General features: G+C 70.1%; 24 protein-coding genes and 1 pseudogene. 9 read left to right on the top strand and 16 right to left on the bottom strand.

The window, feature by feature from the left end; genetic code table 11:
- A partial coding sequence (locus ETD86_RS59710; protein ID WP_342779334.1) for a carbohydrate-binding protein occupies positions 1–141 on the top strand: 141 nt, incomplete at its 5' end.
- Between the two features lie 94 nt (positions 142–235).
- Here the strand turns inward: ETD86_RS59710 and ETD86_RS36175 are convergent.
- From ETD86_RS36175 to ETD86_RS36160, 4 genes are all read right to left on the bottom strand, one after another.
- Positions 236–616 (bottom strand): GNAT family N-acetyltransferase, encoded by a 381-nt coding sequence (locus ETD86_RS36175; RefSeq protein WP_138671145.1) that lies wholly within the window; start codon positions 614–616, stop codon positions 236–238.
- A gap of 105 nt (positions 617–721) precedes the next feature.
- On the bottom strand, positions 722–2266 hold the full coding sequence (locus ETD86_RS36170; protein ID WP_138671144.1) for an MFS transporter: 1545 nt from the start codon (positions 2264–2266) through the stop codon (positions 722–724).
- 185 nt (positions 2267–2451) lie between these two features.
- The gene (locus ETD86_RS36165) at positions 2452–2952 is read right to left on the bottom strand and encodes an aspartate carbamoyltransferase (RefSeq protein ID WP_138671143.1); all 501 of its coding nucleotides are present in this window, start codon (positions 2950–2952) and stop codon (positions 2452–2454) included.
- Complete coding sequence (locus ETD86_RS36160) at positions 2942–3370, bottom strand: MarR family winged helix-turn-helix transcriptional regulator (RefSeq protein ID WP_138671142.1); 429 nt, start codon at positions 3368–3370, stop codon at positions 2942–2944. Before ETD86_RS36160 ends, ETD86_RS36165 begins: the two co-directional genes overlap by 11 nt.
- 179 nt (positions 3371–3549) lie before the next feature.
- Here ETD86_RS36160 and ETD86_RS36155 point away from each other — a divergent pair, with 179 nt between their 5' ends.
- Together ETD86_RS36155 and ETD86_RS36150 are read left to right on the top strand one after the other, a co-directional pair.
- Positions 3550–3864 carry a hypothetical protein gene (locus tag ETD86_RS36155; protein WP_138671141.1) on the top strand — a complete coding sequence of 105 codons (315 nt, stop codon included), beginning with the start codon at positions 3550–3552 and terminating at the stop codon, positions 3862–3864.
- A gap of 5 nt (positions 3865–3869) precedes the next feature.
- Positions 3870–4535, top strand: a complete 666-nt coding sequence (locus ETD86_RS36150; protein ID WP_211370530.1) for a class I SAM-dependent methyltransferase — start codon at positions 3870–3872, stop codon at positions 4533–4535.
- 176 nt (positions 4536–4711) lie between these two features.
- Here the strand turns inward: ETD86_RS36150 and ETD86_RS36145 are convergent, their stop codons facing one another.
- The 6 genes from ETD86_RS36145 to ETD86_RS36115 all read right to left on the bottom strand — a co-directional run bounded on the left by ETD86_RS36145 (position 4712) and on the right by ETD86_RS36115 (position 11061).
- Entirely contained in the window at positions 4712–6946 is a 2235-nt protein-coding gene (locus ETD86_RS36145; RefSeq protein WP_138671140.1) for a heavy metal translocating P-type ATPase, read from the bottom strand.
- Positions 6947–6967: 21 nt separating this feature from the next.
- Entirely contained in the window at positions 6968–7948 is a 981-nt protein-coding gene (locus ETD86_RS36135) for a hypothetical protein (RefSeq protein WP_170223449.1), read from the bottom strand.
- Positions 7945–8154 carry a heavy-metal-associated domain-containing protein gene (locus ETD86_RS36130; protein ID WP_138671139.1) on the bottom strand — a complete coding sequence of 70 codons (210 nt, stop codon included), beginning with the start codon at positions 8152–8154 and terminating at the stop codon, positions 7945–7947. Before ETD86_RS36130 ends, ETD86_RS36135 begins: the two co-directional genes overlap by 4 nt.
- Before the next feature lie 26 nt (positions 8155–8180).
- Positions 8181–8462: a metal-sensitive transcriptional regulator gene (locus ETD86_RS36125; protein ID WP_138671138.1), complete on the bottom strand. Its 282-nt coding sequence runs from the start codon at positions 8460–8462 to the stop codon at positions 8181–8183.
- Positions 8463–8584: 122 nt separating this feature from the next.
- Entirely contained in the window at positions 8585–9568 is a 984-nt protein-coding gene (locus ETD86_RS36120; RefSeq protein WP_138671137.1) for a saccharopine dehydrogenase family protein, read from the bottom strand.
- 71 nt (positions 9569–9639) lie between these two features.
- Complete coding sequence (locus ETD86_RS36115; protein WP_138671136.1) at positions 9640–11061, bottom strand: MFS transporter; 1422 nt, start codon at positions 11059–11061, stop codon at positions 9640–9642.
- Between the two features lie 173 nt (positions 11062–11234).
- Here ETD86_RS36115 and ETD86_RS58540 point away from each other — a divergent pair, with 173 nt between their 5' ends.
- Positions 11235–11420, top strand: coding sequence for a hypothetical protein (locus ETD86_RS58540; protein WP_246148724.1), 186 nt, complete (start codon positions 11235–11237; stop codon positions 11418–11420).
- A gap of 94 nt (positions 11421–11514) precedes the next feature.
- On the opposite strand, the pseudogene ETD86_RS60290 reads toward ETD86_RS58540, so the two are convergent.
- Positions 11515–12027: pseudogene (locus tag ETD86_RS60290) on the bottom strand (aminotransferase class V-fold PLP-dependent enzyme); the annotation flags it as partial.
- Between ETD86_RS60290 and ETD86_RS36105 the strand changes: the two are divergent.
- Positions 12026–12676 (top strand): hypothetical protein, encoded by a 651-nt coding sequence (locus tag ETD86_RS36105; RefSeq protein WP_138671135.1) that lies wholly within the window; start codon positions 12026–12028, stop codon positions 12674–12676. The pseudogene ETD86_RS60290 and the gene ETD86_RS36105 sit on opposite strands and share 2 nt — an antisense overlap.
- Here ETD86_RS36105 and ETD86_RS55750 read toward each other — a convergent pair.
- The 4 genes from ETD86_RS55750 to ETD86_RS36090 form a co-directional block, all read right to left on the bottom strand.
- Positions 12652–12804, bottom strand: a complete 153-nt coding sequence (locus tag ETD86_RS55750) for a hypothetical protein (RefSeq protein WP_170223448.1) — start codon at positions 12802–12804, stop codon at positions 12652–12654. The two genes, ETD86_RS36105 and ETD86_RS55750, sit on opposite strands and share 25 nt — an antisense overlap.
- Positions 12805–12867: 63 nt before the next feature.
- A complete protein-coding gene (locus tag ETD86_RS36100) occupies positions 12868–13389 on the bottom strand; it encodes an FBP domain-containing protein (RefSeq protein ID WP_138671134.1) in 522 nt (173 codons plus the stop codon).
- A 209-nt stretch (positions 13390–13598) separates the two neighbouring features.
- Positions 13599–14171: a dsRBD fold-containing protein gene (locus ETD86_RS58530; RefSeq protein WP_246148719.1), complete on the bottom strand. Its 573-nt coding sequence runs from the start codon at positions 14169–14171 to the stop codon at positions 13599–13601.
- A gap of 379 nt (positions 14172–14550) precedes the next feature.
- Positions 14551–15951, bottom strand: coding sequence for a pentapeptide repeat-containing protein (locus tag ETD86_RS36090; protein WP_138671133.1), 1401 nt, complete (start codon positions 15949–15951; stop codon positions 14551–14553).
- 37 nt (positions 15952–15988) lie between these two features.
- Between ETD86_RS36090 and ETD86_RS36085 the strand changes: the two genes are divergently transcribed.
- Positions 15989–17908, top strand: a complete 1920-nt coding sequence (locus ETD86_RS36085; protein WP_138671132.1) for a heparinase II/III domain-containing protein — start codon at positions 15989–15991, stop codon at positions 17906–17908.
- Entirely contained in the window at positions 17905–19038 is a 1134-nt protein-coding gene (locus tag ETD86_RS36080; RefSeq protein ID WP_138671131.1) for a substrate-binding domain-containing protein, read from the top strand. Before ETD86_RS36085 ends, ETD86_RS36080 begins: the two co-directional genes overlap by 4 nt.
- 76 nt (positions 19039–19114) lie before the next feature.
- Here ETD86_RS36080 and ETD86_RS36075 read toward each other — a convergent pair whose 3' ends face one another.
- Positions 19115–21043 (bottom strand): DUF2264 domain-containing protein, encoded by a 1929-nt coding sequence (locus tag ETD86_RS36075; protein WP_138671130.1) that lies wholly within the window; start codon positions 21041–21043, stop codon positions 19115–19117.
- Positions 21044–21228: 185 nt separating this feature from the next.
- Here ETD86_RS36075 and ETD86_RS36070 point away from each other — a divergent pair, with 185 nt between their 5' ends.
- On the top strand, positions 21229–22236 hold the full coding sequence (locus ETD86_RS36070; protein WP_246148716.1) for a hydroxyacid dehydrogenase: 1008 nt from the start codon (positions 21229–21231) through the stop codon (positions 22234–22236).
- Between the two features lie 37 nt (positions 22237–22273).
- Positions 22274–23572: an ABC transporter substrate-binding protein gene (locus tag ETD86_RS36065; RefSeq protein ID WP_138671129.1), complete on the top strand. Its 1299-nt coding sequence runs from the start codon at positions 22274–22276 to the stop codon at positions 23570–23572.
- Positions 23573–23700: the final 128 nt, after the last annotated feature.

The raw sequence follows: 23700 nt of genomic DNA, 5'->3' as shown, positions 1-23700 counted from the left end.
GGCACGTGGAGCGCGGGCACCGCCTACAGGGTGGGTGACAGGGTGACGTACGGAGGGCTGGCCTACGAGTGCGTGCAGGCGCACACGGCTCTCCCCGGCTGGGAGCCCCCGAACGTGGCCGCGCTCTGGAAGCGCGTCTGACGCCGTAAGCACGGCGCGGCGGCGGCCTCCTGCCGGTCGCCGCCGCCCGGGACGTGAGGTTCGAGTCTGCCTGGTCGGGCGGCCCGGCGTGTTGTCAGATCGGCTGCCAGCGGCAGATCTTCTTGGTGGCCAGGCTCGCTCCGATGCGCTCGTAAAAACGTTGTGCCGCCACGTTCGCCTCGGCGACCTCCCAGCGGATCACCTTGCCCTCGGAAGCGTCGGATACGGCCTGCATCAGCTGCTCCCCCACCCCCTGGCCACGCTCTCCGGAACACACATAGAGATCGTCCAGCGCGAGATATTCGCCGCCGGACCACAGGCTGACCCTTTCCAGCCAGGAGACGTAACCGATGGCCCGCCCTCCTCTCTCGGCGATCAAGTAGGTGATCTCAGGGCGCTTGAGCAGCTCTTCGAGGCGGGCCAGGCTCACGGTGATCGCGGAGCCCTGATGCTGGAGCTCGGCCAGTTCGCGCATCAAGCTGTGAACGGTGGACGCGTCATCGGCCGACGCGCGACGGATCTTCAACACGACAGGGTCCTCTCTGGTGGGATGGTTGTGGACGTGCCGAGGCTCGGGCGGTCAGCCGGCGGGCTGCTCGGTGTGAGCCGGTTGGCCAGTGGGCGGGATGTGGCGGAGCTTGACCAGCGCCAGGACCGCCGCACCGCCGGCGATGACCGCGGCGATGCCGGCGGCCACATTGAGCCCGCTGGTGAAGGCCTCACGAGCGGCGGCGAGCACGGCCGCGCCGAGCTCGCCCGGCAGCCCCTGGGCCGCCGCAACGGCACCGTCGAGGCTGTCCCGGCCGCTCACACCGGCCTCGCGCGGCAGTTCCCCGCTTACCTCGGAACGGTAGACGGCGACGCTGATGCTGCCGATGACCGCGATGCCGAGCGAGATGCCCAGGTCGCTGCAGGTGGTGGCCAGACCCGAGGCCGCGCCCGCCTTCTGCGGTGGCACCGAGCCCACGACCAGGTTGGTGGTCAGCGCCATCGACGGCGCGACCGCCGGATACAGCACCATGAAGCCCGCTACCAGCAGCGGCAGCCCGCCGACGGCCCCGACCTGGGTCAGCATCAGGTAGCCGGCGACCTGGAGGGCCAGCCCGGCCGCGATCAGGTATCCCGGGCGCACCCGCCGGACCAGGATGGGCGACAGCGTGGAGACCACCACCAGCAGGGCCGCTCCCGGCAGCACCCACAGGCCCGCCCGCAGCGGCGACAGCCCTTCCACCAATTGCAGGTACTGCGTGACCAGCAGATACACGCCTCCGAGCGCGATCGCCGAAAGCAGGAAGACACCCAGCGCGCCGCTGACCGTGCGGTGGGCGAACAATCGCACGTCCATCAGCGGCTCCGGCAGCCGCAGCTGGCGCAGCACGAACCAGACGCCGAAGCCCAGCCCGACCCCGATGCTCACCAGCGCCACCGCGAGCGCGCCGTCCCTGGCCAGTTCCTTGACTCCGTACACGATCGGCAACAGGGTCGCCAGGGACAACACCACGCTGAGCAGGTCGATCCGGCCGGCCGCCGGGTTGCGGTGGTCGGGCAGCAGCACCAGCGCGCCGATCGCCACCACGACCATGACCGGCACTGCGACCAGGAAGGCCGCCCGCCAGGAGAACGCCTCCAGCAGCGCCCCGCCGACCACGGGGCCCAGCCCGGTGCCCACCGAGATGGCGCCCGACCAGACGCCGACGGCCACGCCGCGCTGCCGCGCATCGGCGAACGTGGTGAAGATCAGGCCCAGGGTGGCGGGCATCTGCGTGGCCGCCGCGAGGCCCAGCACGGCCCGCCACAGGATCATCAGATTCGGATCGGAGGTGGTGACCGCGGCCACCGAGACCACGGCGAAGACGACCGCGCCCGCGATCAGCAGCCGTCGATGGCCGATCCTGTCGCCCAGCGTGCCCATGGTAACCAGCAGCCCGGCCATCAGGAACCCGTAGATGTCGATGATCCACAAGGTCTGCGTGCTGCTCGGCCTCAGCTCCGCGGCCAGGTGCGGAATGGCCAGGAACAAGATCGTGAGCATCATGAACAACAACATCGCGGGCAGGACCAGCACCACCAGGCCCAGCCACTCCCGTAACCCAGCCCGCTGACCGGGATCGATACCTGCGGACATGAAACATCCCTTCGTGATGATTACGTCTTGTCCAGTGATTGAGTAAACGGTACCCCGGCACGGTATATTTTCAGGCTAAACCTTACCGGGGAACGGTATAAGGAAGGCATATGTAGCCGAAGGAAAAGCCGTCCTCTACCGGGCGGCGCACTCACTCTGCGGACCGGCGAGCCGCATGGTGGACGTCATCCGTGTTCGGCGTGCTGCCCATGGTCGGAGACCTGGGCGTCGAACCAGGCGTGCAGAGCCGCGACCAGGGGTCGGTCGGCGGTGGTGTAGGTGAGCTGGGCGCCGGCCGGCGTTTGCGCATAGCGGATGTCGATGCGACCGTGGCCCTGCTCGAGCTCCCGCAGACCCGGCATTTCGCTGCCGTGGATGGTGGCGGGATCGCCGAAGTCGTCCTTGCTGAAGCCGGCGGCCTCTTTGGCGAGGTGCTCGCGGATGAGCTTGACCTGTTGGGCGTCGGCCGGGTCGTCGGCGGTGACGGTCTGGAGGCCACCGGTGGCGGACTTGGTGAAGCGGTGGGTGGTGCGTTCGAGGTCGAACGGCATCACCTGGCTGCCCTTGGCCGCGATTTCGGCCTGCCGGGCCACCTGCCCGTTCTGGCCGATGAGCAGGTAGGCGGCCGAGGCGGCGGCGATGGCCGCCAGTGCCGCGACGAGCACCATTCGTTTCTTAGGAGTCATCCATTGCCTCCGTCAGGGTTTCCAGGGCACGCAGCACACTGGCGCGCTCGCCTGGGGGGACACGGTCGAGGATGGCGGAGAAGCGGGCCGCCCTGGCTTGGGCGAGTTGCTCGGCCGCCTTCATTCCGGCGGGGGTGAGCTGGACGAGCACGCCGCGTCCGTCGCCGGGAGCGGCGGTACGTTCGACCCAACCGCGGTTGATGAGCTGGGTGACCAGGCGGCTGGTGGTGCTTTTTTCCAGGCGGAGCCGGTGCGCCAGGTCGTTTTGCCGCAGGGCGCCTTCCCTGGCCAATTCACCCACGGCGTGCGCCTCCGAGACCGGAATGGGCCGTCCGCAGGGGGTCTGGTCCGGTTGGTGAAGTCCGAACGCTCGCACGAAGCGTCCCACGGCTTCTTGGAGTTCCCGCTCTTCCGCCATGGTTCGAGCATACAACTATCTAGTTGTAACACACAACCAGATGTCCGACCTGGGCGATCGCCTGCACGGCGACGGCCCCGCACTCAGGCGCCGCCCCCGGTCATCGCATGGGGCCGCTCCGGCCCTATGCACACTTCCGTCGGGCCCGCCACCGTAGGCAGAAGCCATATGACCTCCGGGTGGGCAAGACGCAGGCACAAGGATCCACGCCGTCGCCGGCAGCGCCACTCGCGGCGACCCCTCGCCATTTCCTCCTCCCCTTCAAGCGTCACGAAGAGCGGCAGGCAATGGCGACGTACGCGATCCGGGTGGCGACGGCGGCGACGACAGTGATCGCGTCGTCCCGGGTGGAAGGCGGGCCCGAACTGCCCGGTCGACGCGATCACTCGGATGGTAGCCAACGGGCGAGAATCGTCCTGATCAGCTCCAACCTGACGCACCGGCCGATACATGCCGGCTTGACTTCAAGCGGACTTGAAGCCGTTGACTGGTGATTGTGATGACAGCAGGTGCGGCTCTCAAGCAGCGTGCGATCAGCGCGATGGTGCGGCAGTTCCATCATCCCCGAGGCATCGCCGGACGGATGGCCGGGTGGATCATGGCCCATCGCACCTCCAACCGGCAGCGCAACAGCTGGGCAGTGTCCTTGCTGGAGGTGCGACCCACGGACCGCGTACTCGAGATCGGCTTCGGCCCCGGACTCGCCATCGCGGAGCTCGCCCTCCGCGCCACCCAGGGCCACGTCTACGGCATCGACCACTCCGAGGTCATGGTCCAGCAGGCCGGCCGGCGCAACGCCGCCGCCATCCGCGCCCACCGCGTGCACCTGGCTCACGCCTCTGTGGACGAGCTGCCGAGTTTCGACGAGCCGCTCGATGCCGTCCTCGCCGTCAACTCCGTCGGGTTCTGGCCCGACCCGGTGGAACGGCTTCGCCGGCTCCGCGACCTCCTTCGCCCCGCAGGACGCATCGCACTCGTCAGCCAGCCCCGCTGCCCCGGTGCCACCCGAGCCACCACGGCCCGAGCCGCCCAAGAGCTCCAGGACCTGCTCGCCGAGGCAGGCTTTACCGAGATCCAGGCCGAAACCCTCGATCTCGACCCTCCCGTCGCCTGTGTCCTCGCCGGCAATCCGACCGACGGTACGGGCCGTCCCGACCAACCGTAGGCGTGGCGGCTACGCCTGCCGGGTCCGCTGCGTGATGTGCGCGTAGGCCTCCAGCACCGCCCGCAGGCCGCAGCACGGAATTCCATGACTCGAGTGACGAGGGTGAGACCGTTGTCCTTGAGCACGCGCAAGCGGATGGCTCCGCACCGATCGGCGCGGAGCCATCCCGAGTCGTTCTACTTGAAGCGGCGCAGCCGCAGGCTGTTGCTGACCACGAAGACGCTGGAGAACGCCATCGCGGCGCCCGCGATCATCGGGTTGAGCAGGCCGAGCGCGGCCAGCGGCAGCGCGGCCACGTTGTAGGCGAAGGCCCAGAACAGGTTGCCCTTGATCGTGCTGAGGGTGCGGCGGGACAGCCGGATGGCGTCGGCGGCCACCCGCAGGTCACCGCGGACCAGGGTCAGGTCGGAGGCCTCGATGGCGGCGTCGGTGCCGGTGCCCATCGCCAGGCCCAGGTCGGCCTGGGCCAGCGCGGCGGCGTCGTTGACGCCGTCGCCCACCATGGCCACGACCTTGCCCTCGCTCTGCAGTTCCTTGACGACGTCGACCTTGTCGGCGGGCAGCACCTCGGCGATGACCTCGTCGATGCCCACTTCGGCCGCTACTGCCTTGGCCACGGCCTCGTTGTCGCCGGTCAGCAACACCGGTGTCAGGCCCAGTGCCCGCAGCTGCGCGATGGCCTCGGCGCTGGTCGGCTTGACCACGTCGGCCACCACCAGCACCGCGCGCGCCTGACCGTCCCAGCCGACCGCCACCGCGGTCCGCCCGGCCGCCTGCGCGGCGTGCAGCTTCCGCTCAAGCTCGGGGGTGAGGTGCTGCGACCACTCCTGCAGCAGCCGGGGCCGGCCGACCAGCACGGCGTGCCCGTCCACGATGCCCTGCACGCCGAGGCCCTCCACGTTGGCGAAATCCTCGGCCGAGGGCAGCTCGCCGACCCGGGCGGCGGCGCCCTTGGCGATGGCCTGGGCGATCGGGTGCTCGGAGGCGTGCTCCAGCGCGCCGGCCAGGCGCAGCACCTCCTCCTCGCTCTCCCCCTCCGCCACATGCACCTCAACCAGGGTCATCCTGCCTTCGGTGACCGTGCCGGTCTTGTCCAGCACCACCGTGTCGATCCGGCGGGTGGACTCCAGCACCTCAGGCCCCTTGATCAGAATGCCCAGCTGGGCACCTCGCCCGGTGCCGACCAACAGAGCGGTCGGCGTGGCCAGGCCCAGTGCGCACGGGCAGGCGATGATCAGCACCGCCACCGCGGCGGTGAAGGCGGCGCCCACGCCGTCGCCGGTGCCGAGCCAGAACCCGAGTGTGCCCAGCGCCAGGGCGATCACGACCGGGACGAAGATGCCGGAGATCCGGTCGGCCAGCCGCTGCACCTGCGCCTTCCCGGTCTGCGCCTCCTCCACCAGCCTGGCCATCTGGGCCAGCTGGGTGTCGGCGCCGACGCGGGTGGCACGGACGATCAGGCGGCCGCCCGCGTTCACGGTGGCGCCGGTGACCGCGTCACCCACCCCGACCTCGACCGGCACCGACTCGCCGGTGAGCATGGAGGCGTCGACCGCCGAGGTGCCGTCCTCGATCAGCCCGTCGGTGGCGATCTTCTCGCCCGGCCGGACCACGAACCGGTCACCCACGTTGAGCTGATCGCTGGGGATGCGCGTCTCCGCGCCGTCACGCAGCACCGCGACGTCCTTGGCGCCCAACTCCAGCAGCGCCCGGAGCGCCGCACCCGCCCGCCGCTTGGAGCGGGCCTCGAAATAGCGGCCGGCCAGGATGAACGCCGTCACCCCGGCGGCGGCCTCCAGATAGATGTTGCCGGAGCCGTCGGTGCGCTCGATGGTGAACGCGAACGGATGCGTCATGCCGGGCGTGCCGGCGGTGCCGAAGAACAGAGCCCACAGCGACCAGCCGAGCGCGGCGATGGTGCCGATCGAGATCAACGTGTCCATCGTCGCGGCGCCGTGCCGCAGATTCGTCCAGGCCGCCTTATGGAACGGCCAGCCCGCGTACACCACCACCGGCGCGGCCAGCACCAGCGACAGCCACTGCCAGTTCGTGAACTGCAACGGCGGGATCATCGCCATCGCGATCACCGGCACCGCCAGCACCACTGAGGTGATGAGCCGGTCACGCAGCGGCTGAAGCTCGTCCTCCGGCTCCTGCTCGGCTGTTTCCGCCTTGGGCGGCGCCGGGAGCGCGGCACTATAGCCGGCCTTCTCCACTTCGGCGATGAGCTGCTGCGGGTCCACGTTTTCGGGGAAGGTGACCTTCGCCTTCTCCGTGGCGTAGTTGACCGTCGCGCTCACGCCGTCCAGCTTGTTGAGCTTGCGCTCGATGCGGTTGGCGCACGACGCGCAGGTCATGCCGCCGATCGAGAGCTCGACCGCGTTCTGCCGGTCATCGGTGACCTGGGTCATCACCGTTCTCCTTTCTCCCGCTCAGTGGCTGTGGCCGTCGTCGCCGTGCCCAGAAGATGTAGGCGTGGGCGTGGGCGTGGGCGCCGGGATCGCGGGCCGCTCGCCCGCGCCGAGGGTGAAGTCGGCGGTGCGGACCTTCCCGTCATGCTGGAAGTCCAGGAACAGCCGGTAGTCACCGACACTGGGCACCTGCGCGTAGAAGACGATCTCCGGACCGGCCGTGGTCGTGCCGTCCCCGGGCTCGCCGTCCGGGTGCACGTGCAGGTAGGCCAGATCCCGGGCGCGCAACGCCACCAAGTGCCCGTAGGCGCCAAGATAGGGCTGCAGATCGGTGACCGGCTTGCCGTCCTTGCTGACCTTGAGGGTGAGCCTGCTCGACTGTCCGGGGGTCAACTCGCCGTCGAGGGTGAGGGTGTAGCCGTCCACTTCCGCCGTCCGGCTGACCTCGGGCAGGGCTCTGGGTGCGTAATCGCCGTCGACCAGCAGGTCTGTGCCGAGCGTCAGTCCGCTCCCGCCCGTGGGGGCAAAGTCAGCGAAGGCGCGATAGGCGCCTGGGGCCTCCAGCGTGAGTTTCACCGACCAGATGCCATCGGGTGCCATCTCGGGGTGAAGGTGCTGGAAGCTGCCCAGGTCGCGGGAGACCACAATCAAATGCAGCTTCTTGTCGTGCTCGACCTGGTAGCCGGTCACCGGCTTGCCGTCCGGGCCGGTCACGGTGAAACGGAAGTCCGTCGGCTCGCCGGCCTTGATGGTCGTCAACGGGTTGAAGGTGTAGCCGTTCTCGGACACTTGAAGCCCTCCGGGGGTATCGCTCTTCGCCTGCTCGGCGGTGTGCTCCCCATGTCCCGCGGTCGCCGTCGGCGTCGCCATGGGCGTCATCGCCGCGTGGTCCTCGGCAGCGGGAGCTCCGACCGGACCCACCACCTTGCCCACACCCAACGCGCCGCCGAATACGACGGCCAGCCCCAGGACGTACGAACCAAGCTTGGTCGCGGTGTTCACGGGTTCGCCACCTCATATCCGGCCTCCTGGACCGCGGCGACGATCTTCGCCGGGTCGACGGGGCCGTCACTGTCCACGGTCAGCAACCCCGTGGCCAGGTCCACCTCGACGCCGGTCACGCCGGCCACGTCACCGACCTCTTCCTTGACCGAGCTGACGCAGTGGCCGCAGGTCATGCCCTTGACGGTGTAGGTGGCGGTGCTCATAACGATCTCTCCTTCGATCAATGCGGTCAGGAACGCACGAGTCTGGCGATGGCATCGGAGGCTTCCTTGACCTTCGCCTCCGCCTCCGGGCCGCCCTTCAACGTGGCCTCGGCCACGCAGTGGGCCAGATGCCCTTCGAGCAACGACAGGGAGAACGACCTCAGCGCGCTGGTCGCGGCCGACACCTGGGTCAGGATGTCGATGCAGTACTTATCGTCCTCGACCATGCGCTGCAGGCCCCGGATCTGCCCCTCGATCCGACGCAGCCGCATCGCGTGATCCTGCTTGCTTCCGCTGTATCCGGCCATGTCAGTCCTCCATCGGGTCCGTCGCCCTGACAAACACCATACCCCCCTACCGTATTCCTCGCAACGGAAGGAGCGCCCCCGCGCCACAAGCCGGACATCATCAAAGTGGCCGACCTCGACGACTACCGGCGCGGATCGAGGTGAAGGTCGAACCCGTCAGCGGCAAGCTCGGTCAGGAAGACCACCGGGTCCACCAGTTGCTCGATGTGCCGGACACCCGGCGGCATAGCAGGAAGGTCGCGGATGAGCAGCGCCGCGGCGAGGCCGGTGGCGCGGCTCTGCATCCTCCCGCTGAAGGAGGCCTGGGCCTTGCCCGAGGTGACCGTCACCATGAATCCGTCGCTCCCGAAGTGGGCTTTCTCGAACGCGGCGAGCAGCCGTTCACGTACTTTGGGACGGCGCAGGAGGCCGGCGACGGCGGGCCACCGGGCCGCGGCCAGCAGGGCGGTGAAGAGGCGGGAGTCCAGGCACAGCCCTGTGCGCGCGGCGGGCACGCCGAGGGTATGGGGCAACGTGTACTGGTCGGAGAACGGCAACCGGTGAACGGTACGCGCACCGTACGGCGCTGGGAAGCTCATCGTCCACGAGCCGTCGAGCGTGCCCAGCCCGTCCAGGGTCCAGGCGACCGCCGCCGGGCCGTGTTGCTCCCCCGCCCCGGCCAGCACGCCGATACGCAGCTCCGAAGCCGGTGCGCGCTCGGCACAGATCCGTGCCAGGAGGTTGGTGACGCCGGGAGCGAGGCCGACGCTGATGGCTGCGGTCGCGCCGTGTGCCCGGGCCAGGCCGTCGAGGCGCTGGATCCCGGCCAGCAGCTCATAGGAGGCCGTGACGTCGACGTACCCGATGCCGCGTTCGAGGCAGGCGCGCGCCACGCGGGCGTTGTCGATCTCGGCGCACATGAGAACGGTGGTGACGCCGTCCAGCGCCCTGGCCAGGTCATCAGGGTCAGCGGCATCCACGCGCATCATGGTCGTGCCGGGCACAGGCTTGGCCCGGCCCGGGTCACGTCCGGCCACGATCACCTTGGTCGCGGGGTTTCTGACCAGTGCGGCCGCGGCCTCGCGGCCGACCGCGCCGTATCCGCCGAGGATGAGAACGGTGTTCATCGCTGCGTTGCTCCTTGCTGTCCGTGGTTCGGTACGGGCGAGCCAGCCAGGCCGACGGCGGCTTCACCTCGTCAGTGACCGTGGCCGTGGCCCACGAAGGCCGTCGCCGGCTTGCCCGGCGGTACCAGCCCCAGCGCGGTGACAGCCGCGACGCCGGCGACGACGGCACACAGGGTGAGCCCCGCCACGAAGCCGCCGATACCGGCCGGCGAGCCGGGCACGAGGCTCGACGCCGCGACAGTGGAGACGACGGCCACCCCGATCGAGCCGCCGAGCTCATGGAAGGTGTTGATCACACCGGAAGCGACGCCGTTCTCGCCGGGCGGGATGTTCGCCATGGTCGTCGTGGTGGCCGTCACGAACGCCGGCCCGATGCCCAGCGCGGCCAGCACGAACCCCGGCAGCAACGTGGTGTACACGCCGGCGTCGGGCGAGATGCGTGTCATCAGCGCCGCGCCCGCCGCCGTGACCACGAAGGACGCCACCGCCACCGGCCGGCCGCCGATCCTGCCGATGAGATGCCCGCCGAGCTGCGCCCCGATCGTGATCGCGACAGCCACGGGCAGGAAGAGCAATCCCGTCTCCAGAGCGCTGAACCTCAGCACGTGCTGGAGGTAGAGCGAGCTGAGGAAGAACAGGCCCAGCATCAGCCCCGTGGCCATCAGCATGACGAACGTCCCCGAGATCACCGGCCGCCTGGCCAAGGTCTCGGCACGCATCAGCGGCGCCCGTACCGACCGCTCGACCACCACGAACAGGACGTACAGCAGCACGGCCCCGGCCAGCGGCAGCACCGTTCGCGCAGCTCCCCAGCCGGCGTCGCCCGCCGTCACCAGCCCGTAGATCAGCAGCGCCGTCGCCGACGTGACCACCAGCGCGCCGGGCACGTCGAGCCGCTCGCTCCGCCCGGGCGTGGGCGGCACCACTGCGGGTACGGCCGCGAGCACCACCAGCCCGATCGGCACGTTGACGAAGAACACCCACGTCCACCCCGGCCCCGCGGTCAGCACGCCGCCGAGCAGCACGCCGAGCGCCGCGCCTGTGCCGCCGATGGCCGCCCAGACGCCGAGCGCCCGCCCGCGCCGCTCGCCGTGGAACGTGGTGGTGATGACGGCCAGCGCCGCCGGGGAGAGCAGCGCCGCGCCGATGCCCTGCACCGCACGGCCGGCGATGAGCACGGCGCCGCTGCCGGCCAGCCCGCACATCAGCGAGGCCACCGTGAACAGCACCAGCCCCGCCAGGAGCATCCGGCGGGCGCCCAACGCGTCGGAGAGCCGCCCGCCGAGCACCATCAGCCCGCCGAAGCAGAGTGTGTACGTGGTGACGACCCAGGTCAGCGACTCGCGGTCGAGCGCGAGGTCCGTGCCGATGGTGGGCAACGCCACCTGCACGACCGTGATGTCGACGATCAGCATGAACTGCGCCAGGCACAGCAGGACCAGCACGCCCCATCCACCGGTGTGCGCCTTGGCGGGAGCCGTGTCACGTCTCATCCGAACTTCTCCTTAACTCGAACATTGATGTTCAAGTTAGCATCCACAAACCATACACGGGTAGGGTTCAGGAGGTTCGAGTGCGACCCATGGCGCCGTCTCGGGGATTCGGTCGGTACCCCCAAGATCCATCGACGCCCGGCCGACGGCGTCTAGGTGGCGCGGAAAGTGCTGTGGGCGAGGGCGGCCTCGGCGATGAGCCGGCCGGCGTGCCTCAGCTCGGGCTCGGTGCTCCAGCGGCCCAGCGACAGACGCAGCGCCGAGCGCGCCCGTTGCTCGGCAGGCCCATGGCCGCGAGCACGGGCGAGGACGCGTCGCTGCCTTCGTGGCAGGCCGAGCCCGTGGAGGCGGCGATCTGAGGCACGGCGGCGAGCAGGAGGCGGCCAACGGCGCCTTCACACTGACGTTCAGGGTGCCGGGCAGGCGCTCGGTCGGATGGCCGTTGAGGTGCACGCGGCCAGGTAGCAGCGCCTCCAACTCGGCGTGGAGCAGGTCGCGCAGCGCAGCCAGGCGAGCGGCGCTTTCGGGCAGTTCCTGGCGTGCGAGCTCGGCGGCCTGGCCGAGGGCGACGATGAAGGCGACGTTCTCCGTCCCGGCCCGCCGCCCACTCTCCTGGCCACCGCCGGGGATGATCGGCCGCAGCGGGGTGCCGGTGCGCACTAATAAGGCCCCACTCCCTTGGGCGCGTACATCTTGTGGCCGGCCACGGTCAGCAGATCCACCCCGACACACCTGGGCGGCGCGCGCGGCGCCGCGGATGGCCAGGGTGTCGGCCTCCGAACCGCCGCCGGTGAAGACGATCTCGTCCGGGCGAGCGCCCAGCAGGTCGGCCACCTGGCGGCGAGCCTGCTCGTCAGGGCTCGTGCATGCGAAGCGGGACCAGCATCCCCGAGGCGGCCGCCTCCTGTCCGGAGTCACGTCCCCCACCGTTGACAATCCTCTGAACACCTGCGAAGTAGACGTCATGGACTTCGCCAGCCAAATAGTGACCATCGCCGCCGTGGTGGTCGGCGCACTCACCACGTACGTGGTCACCGCGCTGAACGACCGGTCGCGTCACAAAAGAGAAGTGGCGCGCCAGTGGGTGGACAGGAAGCTGCAGCTCTACACCGGCTACGCCGGAGACATCAAGCAACTGGTCATCCTCGCCCGGCAGATCACGGCACTGCACGGGCTCCACGACGCCGCGCCCGGCGTGGACGAGGGCAAGGCCCTGGCGTTGCTCGACGAGGCGGAGACACGCCGGTCCCTGACGTACGAGGCGGTCAGGATGCTCGGCGACACGCAGACGATTCGCGCGACCGGGGAGCTGAACGACGCCGTGCACCGGTTGGAGTGGCTGGCGCGGGGGAAGCTGGACGCCGATCCAGACACGTGGGAGACGTGCTGGCAGCTGTACACCGAAGCGGCGAACACCTTCCACGAGAGCGTTCGCCGCGAGCTCGGCGTTCCAGGCGCGTTCCTCCCCCGCCTCGTGGACCGCGGCGCCGGTCCACGACCCACCCTGCCCATCGCGGATCGCCCGCAGCCTGTGGATCCATCCCGCACGGAGGAGGCCGAGCAGGGTGGCGCTGGAGTCGACGGGAGTGATCAGCGGGGAACGAAGCCGCGGTAGACGACGCGTCGCCGCCGGAGCACCGGCCACTGCCGGTCCCTGATGCCATTCAGCACGATGGCGGCCACCGTACCGGTGAGGAGGCTGCCGACGATGACGTTCATGACGAGCATGAAGGCGATTTCCATGAGGATCCCTCCGCCAGAAGTTCGAATTTGAACTTGATGGCGTGAACAGCACCCTCCAGCGTCCTATTCCGCGCCAGAATCAGCCGTGATGCTTCGACGTGTCACCTTGTCCAGGAAGTCGGAGAGCTTGGCCGTGGTGCGCTCGATCTGCTCCTCCACCGTCAGCGTCTCCTCGAGCCGCCCGCCTGCCGGGGTCTTCCTGCCGCGCACGTACAACGAACAGTCCAGGTCACTGCAGATGTAGACGCCCACCGAGTTGTTGTCCCGGCCGGCCTTGCCCGCGCGCCGGGCGGTCATCAGGGACACGCCGCTGCCGGGGTGCGTGGTCAGGCAGAGGGAGCACATGCCCCGATGCAGGTAGCCGCGCTGCCGGGTGGCCAGGCGCAGCGTCACCCCGACCAGCGCGCCATCGCGCTCGGTCACCAGGTAGGCGCGGTCCGGCGCGCCGGGGTCGCGCCAGCCCAGGAAATCGAGATCCTCCCATGGCTGCTCCGGCAGGTCCTTGGGGAGTGAGAGCCGTTTGGCCTCGCTCTTGGAACAGTTGACGAACGATATGCGGATCTGCTGCTCAGTGATGGCATCCATGCGTCGTACGCTAAAGAGCCTAGACCTATTAGGCAAATACTTATAGGGGGAAGGTGATCCAGGTCCTCCAGCAGCCGCAGCGGGTGGAGTCCCATGTCCAGACTAAAGAGCCAGGCAGGGTCGTAGGTGGACGAGAGTGGATAACGGACTGGAGGGACGAGATCGGCTAGAGCTGTCACGAGGATGGACTTCAAGCCCACGTGGCAGCTTCAATGCGCCGACCGGACGTTCTCGCGGACGTCGTTGGTCGCCACACCCAGCAGTTTGCCGGTCAGATCGATGAGCGCGCGGCCGACGGCCAGCTCTTCACCGATCCGCGGGGCGGGCGGGTCGGCCGGGTTGCGGTGGGCTTCGCCGCAGCCGGTCAACCGCACGTCGGCCGGGCTGGTCAAGGTGACGTACGCGGTGGCGAGGTCGCCGGTCTCGGCGATGTCGATCTGAATGGACCATTGTTTGTCGGCCATGGGTTTCACCTCCTGGCCACTCACTGTTGCGCTACCCCAGGTCATGGACGCAAACGCGGCTCCCGGAGTAAGCCGGGGCAGCACCGGCACAGGCGTGCCGAAGGTCATGCGTGCGGGCACGTGGCCGCACCACACGTTCGGCGCCTGGTCCGCCAGCGGCCCCCCGGCCCGGGCCTTGACCGAGGCGTCCTCGATGCCGACCCGCCACAACGCCGTCTCGCGTAGTTCCCGCTCGTCGGGCGGGCGCACGTCGTCCCAGCGCCCGGGGGTCAGGTACTCCACCAGCGCCCGCAACCCGGCCGATGAGCTCATGCTCATCGGTCACCCTGGCCGCGTGCCCGTGCACCGTGACCGAACGGTAGTTCATCTGCCTGGGGATCGTCGCCGTGGTGTGCGCCCAGTTCGCCCGGCGCCTCCGCGCCGGCGTGGGGGGCCGGAGTGGCGGATATGTAGGACCTGGAGTACTCACTGAGGGGAGGCGGCGGGCGTTGGGGGAGCCGGGCTCGCGGAAGCGGGTCAGTCGGCCGCGACAAACTCGGTCTCCTCCGCAGAAGGTGGCAGCCATACGGCGTGGTGTTGGGGCAGTTCGGTGGGCGGATGGACCAATCGGCCACCCGCGAGAAGTCCATGCGTCCGGCGGAGAATGTCGTTCCGTCGAACCTGACCTGACCGCCGGAGAACGTCGCCTCGCCGAACCCTACGTGGACTCCGGAAAAGTCCGCTCGGCTGAAGTCCACCGTGCCGCCGGAGAAGCCCGCCTCGGTGGAGTCGATCTGGCCGCTGGAGAGCTTCGCGCCGGTGAAGTCGAGCGCGGCGCCCGAGAACTCCGCCTCCCTGAACGCGACCCTGCCGCCGGACAGCGTCGTGTTGGTGAAGCCGACCGTGCCGACGGAGAACTTGGCCTGGCCGAACCGGACCTCGCTACGGGGGAACTTCGCCGCGCCGAAATCGACCGCACCGCCGGAGAATTCCGCTTTGGGAAACCCGAGCTCGGTGCCGGAGAACTCGGCGCCGCCAAAGTCACTGTGCCGCCGGAGAATTTCGTCGCAAAGAACCAGACCGCGCCGCCGGTGAACTTCGCCCCGCTGAGATCCACTGTGCCACCGGAGAACTCCGCATCTGCGAAGGTGGCCTGGCCGCCGGAGAACTCCGCCTCGCTGAAGTCGACCTCGCCGCCCGAGAACTCCGCACCGTCGAAGAAGACAAGACTGCCGGCGAACTTCGCCCTGACGAAACGGACGTGGCCGCCGGCGAACTTCGCCCCGGTGAAACGGACGTGCCCCCCAGAGAGGACGGCGTCGGTGAAGTCCAGGTCGGTGGTGAAGGTCACGCCGGTGAAGTCGAGGTCGGCACCGTGCCAGGGAACCGGTGCTGTGTCCTTCAGGTGGATGCCGATCAGGCGCAGGATGGTGGCGCGTACCTCACCCATGGCCCGCCCGCCGATGTGCGCGGTGGCGTCGGGTTCGGGGTCCGGGTGCATGCGCAGGTAGGCGTAGAGCACGTCGATGCACATCTGCCGGCCGCCGGCCCAGTCGTCGGCCAGGGAGGCCAAGGCGTGTACTCCGGCCAGGCGCACGGCGGCGGAGTCATGGCCGAGTTTGTCGCTGGCCTTGTCAAAGCGTTCGGCGTACAGCTTGGCCTGTTCCCGGTTCTCGCCGGCCTCGGTGATGCGCTGCCTACGGTAGGCCACCACCAACGCGACCAGTCCGCCGATGCCGGCCAGCACCGCCAGCGAGATCTTGACGTTCTCCAGAACCTCGGTCACGGTCGGTTTGATCGCCGACAGATCGACCCGGCCCAGCCCGGACAGGGCCAGCGTCACCAGGCCGACCGCCGCGGCGCCGGCCAGAAGAACGACAACGCACAGGGCAAGGCTGATCGGCATCAGCCGGACCGGTCGTCCAGCACGATGCTGCCGCCAGCGAGCAGTACGGGACGCGCGGCGGAGGAATAATCGCGGCATGATCCCCACAATGCCCGAAGCCGGGCACGATTCAGCGTGACCGCGCCGCTGATCGCGGGAACACGTCAACGATCTCGCCGCCCTGCGCCCCGATCGATTGGCCGCATAGAAGCTATTTGATTCAACTTCGATCACTTTCGATCGCTACTATGGGGGCGTTGCGAGGAGGACCATGACGAACACTGCGTCCGACCGGGCCGAAAGCGGCCGCGGGGATGGGGCCATCGGTCCGCTGCGCGCCGTCTGGGGCGCTGCGATCTCGCCCGAGGCCCTGGCCGGCAGCCTGCTGCCGCCCGAAGCGGCACTCCCGGTGCCTGGCGCCGGGCGCTTCGCCGGGGACGGGGTCGCGGAGTCCCTGGCCGCCGTTCGGGAGCGGGCGGCGGCGGAGAGGGAGATGCCGTGGCCGCAGCCGCTGGCCTCGCAGTACGCGCGATACTTCCGCGACGGCAACCGCACCGGCTACGAGAGCCAGGTGTTCGAGCGCCAGGACCGGCTGACCCGGGCGGTGCTCATGGCGGCGGTGAGCGGTGGGGATGGCTGGCTGGACGAGGCCGCCGACGGGATCGTCCAGTTGTGCGAGCAGAGCGCGTGGTGCTGGCCGGCGCACGAGGACACCTGTCGGCCCAGGGGCACGGTCCTCCCGGACGTGGCCACGCCCTGCCTCGACCTGGGCGCCGCCGATGTGGCCGCTCAGCTGGCGTGGGCCGACCAGGTGCTCGGTGACCGGCTGGCGGAGCGTTACCCGGGGTTGCGGGAGCGTGTGCGGTCCGAGGTGCGCGGGCGGGTGCTCGGCCCGTTCCTCCACCGGCGCGACTGGCACTGGCTGGGGCTGGACGGCGACGTGCACAACTGGTGCCCGTGGATCTGCGGCAACGTGCTCGTCGCCGCGCTGCGCCTGGCCGAGCCGGGGCAGGAGCGGGCACGCCAGGTCGCCTGGGCCGTGGCCGGCATCGATCGTTACCTCGCGGCGCTGCCCGCGGACGGCTCCGTCGACGAGGGCTTCGAGTACTGGTGGAACGGGGCCTGCCGGGCGCTCGAGGCGCTCGACGTCCTGGCGCACGCCACGTCAGGGCTGCTCGACGCCGTGGCGATCCCGGTCGTGCGGGAGACGGTCCGGTTCCCGCACCGGATGCATCTGGGCGGGCCGTGGTACCTGAACCTGGCCGACGCTCGGGCCCGGCCGCCGGCCGACCAGCCGTGGCAGGTGCTGCACCGCTGGGCTCACCGGCTGGGCGAGCACGACGCCCGGAGGCACGCGGAGTCGCAGCGTGCGGCCGGGATCCACGCCTCCGCCGAGCTCGGGCGGGCGCTCTGCGAGCTGGCCGACGCCGAGTGGCAGGCCGCCGGGCGCGGCGATCCGCCTCTCGTCGCCGGGGTCTGGTTGCCCGGGACGCAGATCGGACTCGCACGTACGGCGGCTCGGACGGCGCACGGGCTCGTGCTCGCGGTCAAGGGCGGGCACAACGGGGAGCATCACAACCACAACGACGCCGGATCGGTCGTCGTGGCCGTCGATGGGGTTCCCGTGCTGGTGGACGCGGGGCGGCCGACGTACACGGCGCAGACCTTCGGGCCGGACCGGTATGCGATCTGGACCATGCAGAGCAGCTGGCACAACGTGCCTGAAGTACGGGGCGTCCCGCAGGGGCAGGGGCGCGGGTTCCGGGCCCGTGACGTCGAGGTGGTGGACGAGCCGGACCGGTTCGAGGTGCGGATGGATCTGGCCGCCGCCTATCCCGTACCGGAACTCGAGCGGTGGTGGCGGACGGCGGCGCTCGATCGGCATGCGGGCGGCGTGACCATCGGGGACACGTGGAGCTTCACCGGCGACGGCGACCCCAGCGTGCTGCATTTCCTGCTGAACGGGCAGGTGGATCAGCCGGCCGCCGGGGAGATCGTCGTACGGCCGCCAGACGCGCGGGCCGTGCGGGTCACGTGGGACCCCGGGGTCGCAACGGCCGGGCTCACCGTGCGCAAGCTGGAGGATCCCATGCTCGCCGAGGTGTGGGGCGAGCGCCTGACCAGGCTGGAGCTGCGCCTGCCCGGCACGGCGCGGGGCGCTTTCGAGATCCGAGTGGGGGTGTGGGAATGACCGTGTCCGATTCGCCGGGCGCGCTCCCGGACGAGCGCCGTGCCCAGATGGTGGAGTTGCTGCGCCGGCGCGGCGTCGTCCGCGTCGGCGAGCTGGCGACCGAGCTGGACGTCTCGGCCATCACGATCCGGCGCGACATCGCGCTGCTCTCCTCGCAGGGGCTCATCCGCCGGGTACGCGGCGGCGCAGTGCTCCACGACGGGCCGGTGGCCGCGGCGCTCGCCGGCGCCGCGGAAACGGAGGACTCACCGGCGCCCGACGCGGAGGGGCCGCAGGTCGCGATCGGCATGGTGGTGCCGTCGTTGAACTATTACTGGCCCGACGTGATCCGCGGCGTCCGCGAGGCCGCCGCGGCGGCCGGCGCGCGGGTCGTCCTGCGCGGCGCCACCTACCGGGCCACCGACGAGCGCCGCCTCCTCTCCCGGCTGGTCGAGGCGGTGGGCGTGGACGGTCTCCTGGTCGCGCCCACCACGACCGGCGACGAAGGGGCGGAGCTGGTGCGGTGGTTGCAGGACGCCGACATGCCCATGGTGCTCATCGAGCGCACCGCCGCCTCTGGCCCGTACCATGAGGCGATGGAGTCGGTGGTCAGCGATCACGCGCTCGGGGCCGGCATGGCCGTACGGCACCTGGTCGAGCTCGGTCACCGGCGGATCGGACTGATCACCACCATTCAGAGCCCGACCAGCCCGCACGTGCGGCGCGGCTGGCAGCAGGCGTGCGAGGAGTTCGGCCTGCCGCTGGACGGTGCGCTGGACGTCAGCACGGTCGATCAGTGGGATCCCGGGTGGCCCAAGGCAGTGGAGAACGTGATCGATCGATGCGTCGCCTCCAAGACGACGGCGCTGCTCGTGCACTCGGACCCGGAGGCGATCGACCTGGTCGAACGCTGCCAGGAGCGCGGCATCCGGGTGCCTTCCGATCTCGCCATCGTGACCTACGACGACGAGGTGGCCGAGTTGTGCGACCCGCCGCTTACCGCTGTGCGCCCGCCCAAGACGGCCATCGGGCGGGCGGCGTTCGGGCTGCTCGCGGCGCGGCTGACCGATCCGGACCCGGAGCGGCCCACCCACCGCGTCGTCATCGAGCCACGCCTGATCGTGCGGTCGTCCTCGGCCTCGGCGTCATAGCGACGAGGTGCGGGTCATTGTCGCGGCGTGCGGGGCCCGCTGACGTCATTGTCGCGGCGGGCGCGGCCCGCTGACGTCATTGTCGCGGCGGGCGCGGCCCGCTGAGCGCGGCGGACGTGTCCAGCAGGTCGTCCGCCGCGTCCGGCCACGTCACGCGGGCGACCACCGGGTCGGACCAGGAGACGACCGGCGGCCGGCCCGGCTCCTGCCCGCCGAGGAACACCGCCGCGTCGTACCACGTGTCCGGCCGCGCCGGCCCGCTGGTCGCGCACCAGGGGATGAGCGTCCAGGGCGCGAGCGGCGAGGAGTCCTCGGCCGGGACCATGCCGCGCAGGTCCAGCCCCGCCCCCGCGATGACCTGGGAGTGCAGGGTGCGATCGGCCGCGTCGGGTCCGGTGGCGGGGAGCGGCCATCCGCCGACGCGCAGCAGGCCGGGCTCCAGCAGCCGGATCAGGCGCACCTCCCAGGGGCCGCGCACGGCGGAGATCAGCTCGATCCACGGCCCGAGGCGTACCGTCCCCGGCCGCCCGTAGCCGTGGTCCCCGCCGGCGTCGCTCTCGGGAGTGACCCAGTGGGCCTGCCAGCGCGACGCACCGATCATCGTTCCCGAGGGGAGGCGGTCGAGGAGAAGCGTCTCGAAGCCCGTGCGGTGGCTGGGCCGGCCGTCGTCGTCCAGGAGCACGACCGACTGGTCGAACGGGTCGGCGGCGTGCTCACCGGCGAGCACGGGCGAGGTGACCGTGGAGTAGCCCAGCCGCGCGTACAGCGGCGAATCGGTCAGGTGCGTCCCGGGATGGGAGTGGTCGGTGCCGTGGTTGACCACTCGTACGACGCCGTCCGCGCGGGTCCCGCTGACCAGCCAGCCGGGCGCGCGGACGACCCGATGGTAGTCATCGAACTCGACCGGCAGCGGCTCCTCGACGGCCGTCCATACCGGGTGATCGGCGGGCAGGGACAGGCCGAAGAAGCCCTTGGCCGCCCAGTACGGCGAGCCGGGCCCGGAGTAGGACTGCGCGATCGGCGGCCAGGCCCCGTGCCAGCCCAGGGTCAGGACCCCGTCCTCGTCCGGCGCCCCGCGCTCGGCGAAGTGGCGGGCGATGCCGGAGGCGGCACGGCGGAGCAACCCGGGGCCCGGCGTGGCGAGCCCTGCCCGGGCGCCGGTCCAGAACTGGGTGGCGGCGGCGAACCGGTAGGTCAGGCTGCGTCCCTGGACGAGAGGGGAGCCGTCGGCGCCGACCAGGTGGACGGCGTCGTGCAGGTAACGTTCGAGTCGCTCCAGGTAGAGCGGTCGCCGCGAGTCCGCCGCCGGGTCCCCGGCGGCCATCTCGCTCCACATCAGCGGGTAGAACTGCAGCGCCCATCCGGCGTAGTGGTCGTAGGCGCGTTCGGCGCCGTCGGCGTACCAGCCGTTCTCCCTGGCGAAGCCGTCGGTGAACGCGAGCCCTTCCTCGATGTCCTTGCGCTCGAAGGGACCGCCGACGGAGGCGAGGAACTGCTCGACCATGATCTGGAACCAGATCCAGTTGATCGGCGGGTAGTCCGAGCCGATCGCTGGCGCGAGGTAGTCGACGACCTGCTCCCGCACGATCGGGTCGAGCCGGTCCCACAACCACGGCCTCGTCAGGTGGAGCACCAGCGCGAGGGACGCGGCCTCGACCTTCGCCTGGCCGTGCTCGTCGAGGCGCACCCAGCGCTCGGGTGAGCGGGGGTCCGTCCCGGTGGCGAGGCCTTGCGCGTACCACTCCATCAGGCCCAGCGGATCACGCCCGGACTCGCCCGCCACCCGGAACCCCGCCGCCAGGAACGTGCGCGCGAACCCTTCCAGGCCGTCGACGTCGGCACCGTACCCGCCCGGCGGGCCGGGGAAGGAGATGCGCGCGTGCGAGCCCGAGGCGTACCGCCGGGCGGACAGGAGGAGATGGTCGGCGAGTGCCGCCCAGTGGTCCCTGGTCCATCCGGTGTAGGGCGAGAGCCGCCGGTCGTCGAACTCCCGCAGCGAGAGCATGACTCCTCCTGATCGTGATCGCGCACGTTGACGTCACCGTTTCGTACCACGTCGCACGCCCTTTGGTACGAGATCGATCAATATCGATCAGATAACGCGATCGTTCTGATTAACGAGGTATTGACGTGATTGTAATGATCAGACATGCTCGGCGGCACTGGTAAGCGCTTGCCGGAAGGATGCTGGTGAGAAGACCCCCTGCCCTGCTGGTCATGGACCCCGCGAAGTTCAGCGTGCAGTTCCACGAGCCGCAGCTTCGCAGGTTGCACGACCTGGTCGAGGTGGGAGATCCGATCGTGACCGCCGATCTCGACGCACCCGCGGTGCGCCGCCGGCTGCGCGACGTCGAGGTGCTGGTGACCTCGTGGGGCTGCCCGCCGCTGACGACCGAGCGGCTGGCCGACGCGCCGCGGCTGCGGGCGATCTTCCACTGCGCGGGCACGGTACGCACGTTCGTCACCGACGAGGTCTGGCGGCGCGGGATCCTCGTCACCAACGCGGCCGACGAGAACGCGATCCCGGTGGCCGAGTTCACCCTGGCGGCGGTCATCTTCGCCGGGAAGAAGGCCCCGTTCCTCGCCCAGGACGCGCGCCGGCTGCGCGCGGACTGGTCCTTCGGCGCCGGCCGCGGCGAGCTGACCAACCGTGGGCGCACGATCGGCGTCGTCGGCTTCTCCCGGGTGGGACGCCGGGTGGTCGACCGGCTCCGCAGCCTGGAGGTGGACGTCCTCGTCGCCGACCCCTACGCCGACCCCGCCGCGGTCAGCGCGCTGGGCGCCGGGCTGCTCCCGCTGCCGGAGCTGCTGCCGCGTTGTGACGTGCTCACCCTGCACGTCCCGGAGCTGCCGTCCACCCACCACCTCATCGGCGCGCCCGAGCTCGCCCTGCTGCGTGACGGGACCACCGTCATCAACACCGCGCGCGGCGCCGTCCTGGACACCGCCGCCCTGGAGCGGGAGTGCGCCACCGGCCGGCTCGACGCGATCCTCGACGTCACCGACCCGGAGCCGCTGCCCGCTACCTCACTGCTGTACGACCTGCCCAACGTCATGATCACCCCCCACATCGCCGGATCTCTGGGATCGGAGACCCGGCGGATGAGTGAGAGCGCGCTCGACGAGCTCGAACGCTACCTGTCCGGTCAGCCGCCCCGCGCGGCCGTGACCCCCGACGACTTCATGGTGAGCGCCTGAGCCCTGAGACCGGCTCGAACGAAAGGAGACCGGAGCAATGACCGCTTCGAACACGCCAGCAAGGGTGCGCCACCCCCTGGTGAAGGCCCTGGCCACCGCGGCCGCGCTCTCGCTCGCCGTGACCGCCTGCGGTGGGTCCGCCGAACCCGCGGCCGGCGGCGACGGAAACGTCACGCTGTCGGTGACGGTGTGGAACATGGCCAAGACCCCCGAATTCAAGGCGCTCTTCGACGCGTTCGAGGCGGCGAACCCCGGCATCAAGATCAAGCCGGTGGACATCCTCGCCGACGACTACGCCGAGAAGGTCACCACGATGCTCGCGGGTGGTGACAAGAGTGACGTGATCACGATGAAGAACGTCACCGACTACTCGCGTTACTCCAGCCGCGGGCAGCTCCAGGAGATCACCGACCTCGCGAAGTCGGGCGACGCCGCGAAGCTGGCCGGCCTGGACGCCTTCGACGTCAGCGGCAAGTACTTCGCGCTGCCGTACCGGCAGGACTTCTGGCTGCTCTACTACAACAAGACGTACTTCGACAAGGCCGGCGTCAAGGCCCCCGAGACCCTGACCTGGGACGAGTACGCCAAGCTCGCGCAGCAGCTCACCAAAGACGAGGGCGGCAAGAAGGTCCACGGCACCTACCACCACACCTGGCGCTCCGTGGTGCAGGCCATCTCCGCGGCCCAGACGGGCGGCGACCAGCTCAGCGGCGAATACTCCTTCTTCACCGACCAGTACAACGTGGTGCTCGGGCTGCAGAAGGCCGGCGCGACCCTCGACTTCGGCACCGCGATGGCGCAGAAGTCGGACTACAAGACGTTGTTCGAGACCGGCGCCACGGCCATGCTGCCCATGGGCACCTGGTACATCGCCGCGCTCATGGAGGCCAAGAAGAGCGGCAAGACCGACGTCGACTGGGCGCTGGCCCCGATGCCGCAGCGCCCGGGCGGTTCGGGTGTGACGACCTTCGGCTCGCCGACCGCCTTCGCCGTCAACAAGAAGGCCGAGCACGCCGACGCGGCCAAGAAGTTCGTGCAGTTCGCCGCGAGCAAGGCGGGCGCCGAGGCGATCAGCAAGGTGGGCGTGGTGCCGGCGCTGCAGAGCCCGGAGATCACCAGCGCCTACTTCGCGCTCGACGGCATGCCCACTGACGAGGTGTCCAAGAAGGCGTTCGAGCCGGACAAGGTCAATCTGGAGATGCCGGTCAGCGAGAACACCTCCGACATCGACACCATCCTCAGGGAAGAGCACGAGCTCATCATGGTCGGCGACAAGTCGGTCGCCGACGGCATCAAGTCGATGAACGAGCGCGTCAAGAGCGAAGTGCTCAACTAAGGACCGGCCGGGGCGGGCCCGGAGGCCTCCAGGCCCGCCCCCCCATGTCGCCGTATGTCCTGCAGGAGAAGGAAGCCACGAAGGACGGCCATGGCTCACGTCGCAACACAACCGGCGCCCACCGCCCC

The organism is Nonomuraea turkmeniaca (assembly GCF_005889735.1).
Taxonomy (GTDB): Bacteria; Actinomycetota; Actinomycetes; order Streptosporangiales; family Streptosporangiaceae; genus Nonomuraea; species Nonomuraea turkmeniaca.
This window is presented reverse-complemented; position numbering and strand designations above follow the sequence as displayed.

Bases quoted from the DNA above. Each gene is read 5' to 3' on its own strand.
- ETD86_RS36175 (WP_138671145.1), bottom strand. From the start codon at position 616: ATGCGCGAACTGGCCGAGCTCCAGCATCAGGGCTCCGCGATCACCGTG.
- ETD86_RS36170 (WP_138671144.1), bottom strand. From the start codon at position 2,266: ATGTCCGCAGGTATCGATCCCGGTCAGCGGGCTGGGTTACGGGAGTGG.
- ETD86_RS36165 (WP_138671143.1), bottom strand. From the start codon at position 2,952: ATGACTCCTAAGAAACGAATGGTGCTCGTCGCGGCACTGGCGGCCATC.
- ETD86_RS36160 (WP_138671142.1), bottom strand. From the start codon at position 3,370: ATGGCGGAAGAGCGGGAACTCCAAGAAGCCGTGGGACGCTTCGTGCGA.
- ETD86_RS36150 (WP_211370530.1), top strand. From the start codon at position 3,870: ATGACAGCAGGTGCGGCTCTCAAGCAGCGTGCGATCAGCGCGATGGTG.
- ETD86_RS36145 (WP_138671140.1), bottom strand. From the start codon at position 6,946: ATGACCCAGGTCACCGATGACCGGCAGAACGCGGTCGAGCTCTCGATC.
- ETD86_RS36130 (WP_138671139.1), bottom strand. From the start codon at position 8,154: ATGAGCACCGCCACCTACACCGTCAAGGGCATGACCTGCGGCCACTGC.
- ETD86_RS36125 (WP_138671138.1), bottom strand. From the start codon at position 8,462: ATGGCCGGATACAGCGGAAGCAAGCAGGATCACGCGATGCGGCTGCGT.
- ETD86_RS36120 (WP_138671137.1), bottom strand. From the start codon at position 9,568: ATGAACACCGTTCTCATCCTCGGCGGATACGGCGCGGTCGGCCGCGAG.
- ETD86_RS36115 (WP_138671136.1), bottom strand. From the start codon at position 11,061: ATGAGACGTGACACGGCTCCCGCCAAGGCGCACACCGGTGGATGGGGC.
- ETD86_RS36105 (WP_138671135.1), top strand. From the start codon at position 12,026: ATGGACTTCGCCAGCCAAATAGTGACCATCGCCGCCGTGGTGGTCGGC.
- ETD86_RS55750 (WP_170223448.1), bottom strand. From the start codon at position 12,804: ATGGAAATCGCCTTCATGCTCGTCATGAACGTCATCGTCGGCAGCCTC.
- ETD86_RS36100 (WP_138671134.1), bottom strand. From the start codon at position 13,389: ATGGATGCCATCACTGAGCAGCAGATCCGCATATCGTTCGTCAACTGT.
- ETD86_RS58530 (WP_246148719.1), bottom strand. From the start codon at position 14,171: ATGAGCATGAGCTCATCGGCCGGGTTGCGGGCGCTGGTGGAGTACCTG.
- ETD86_RS36085 (WP_138671132.1), top strand. From the start codon at position 15,989: ATGACGAACACTGCGTCCGACCGGGCCGAAAGCGGCCGCGGGGATGGG.
- ETD86_RS36080 (WP_138671131.1), top strand. From the start codon at position 17,905: ATGACCGTGTCCGATTCGCCGGGCGCGCTCCCGGACGAGCGCCGTGCC.
- ETD86_RS36075 (WP_138671130.1), bottom strand. From the start codon at position 21,043: ATGCTCTCGCTGCGGGAGTTCGACGACCGGCGGCTCTCGCCCTACACC.
- ETD86_RS36065 (WP_138671129.1), top strand. From the start codon at position 22,274: ATGACCGCTTCGAACACGCCAGCAAGGGTGCGCCACCCCCTGGTGAAG.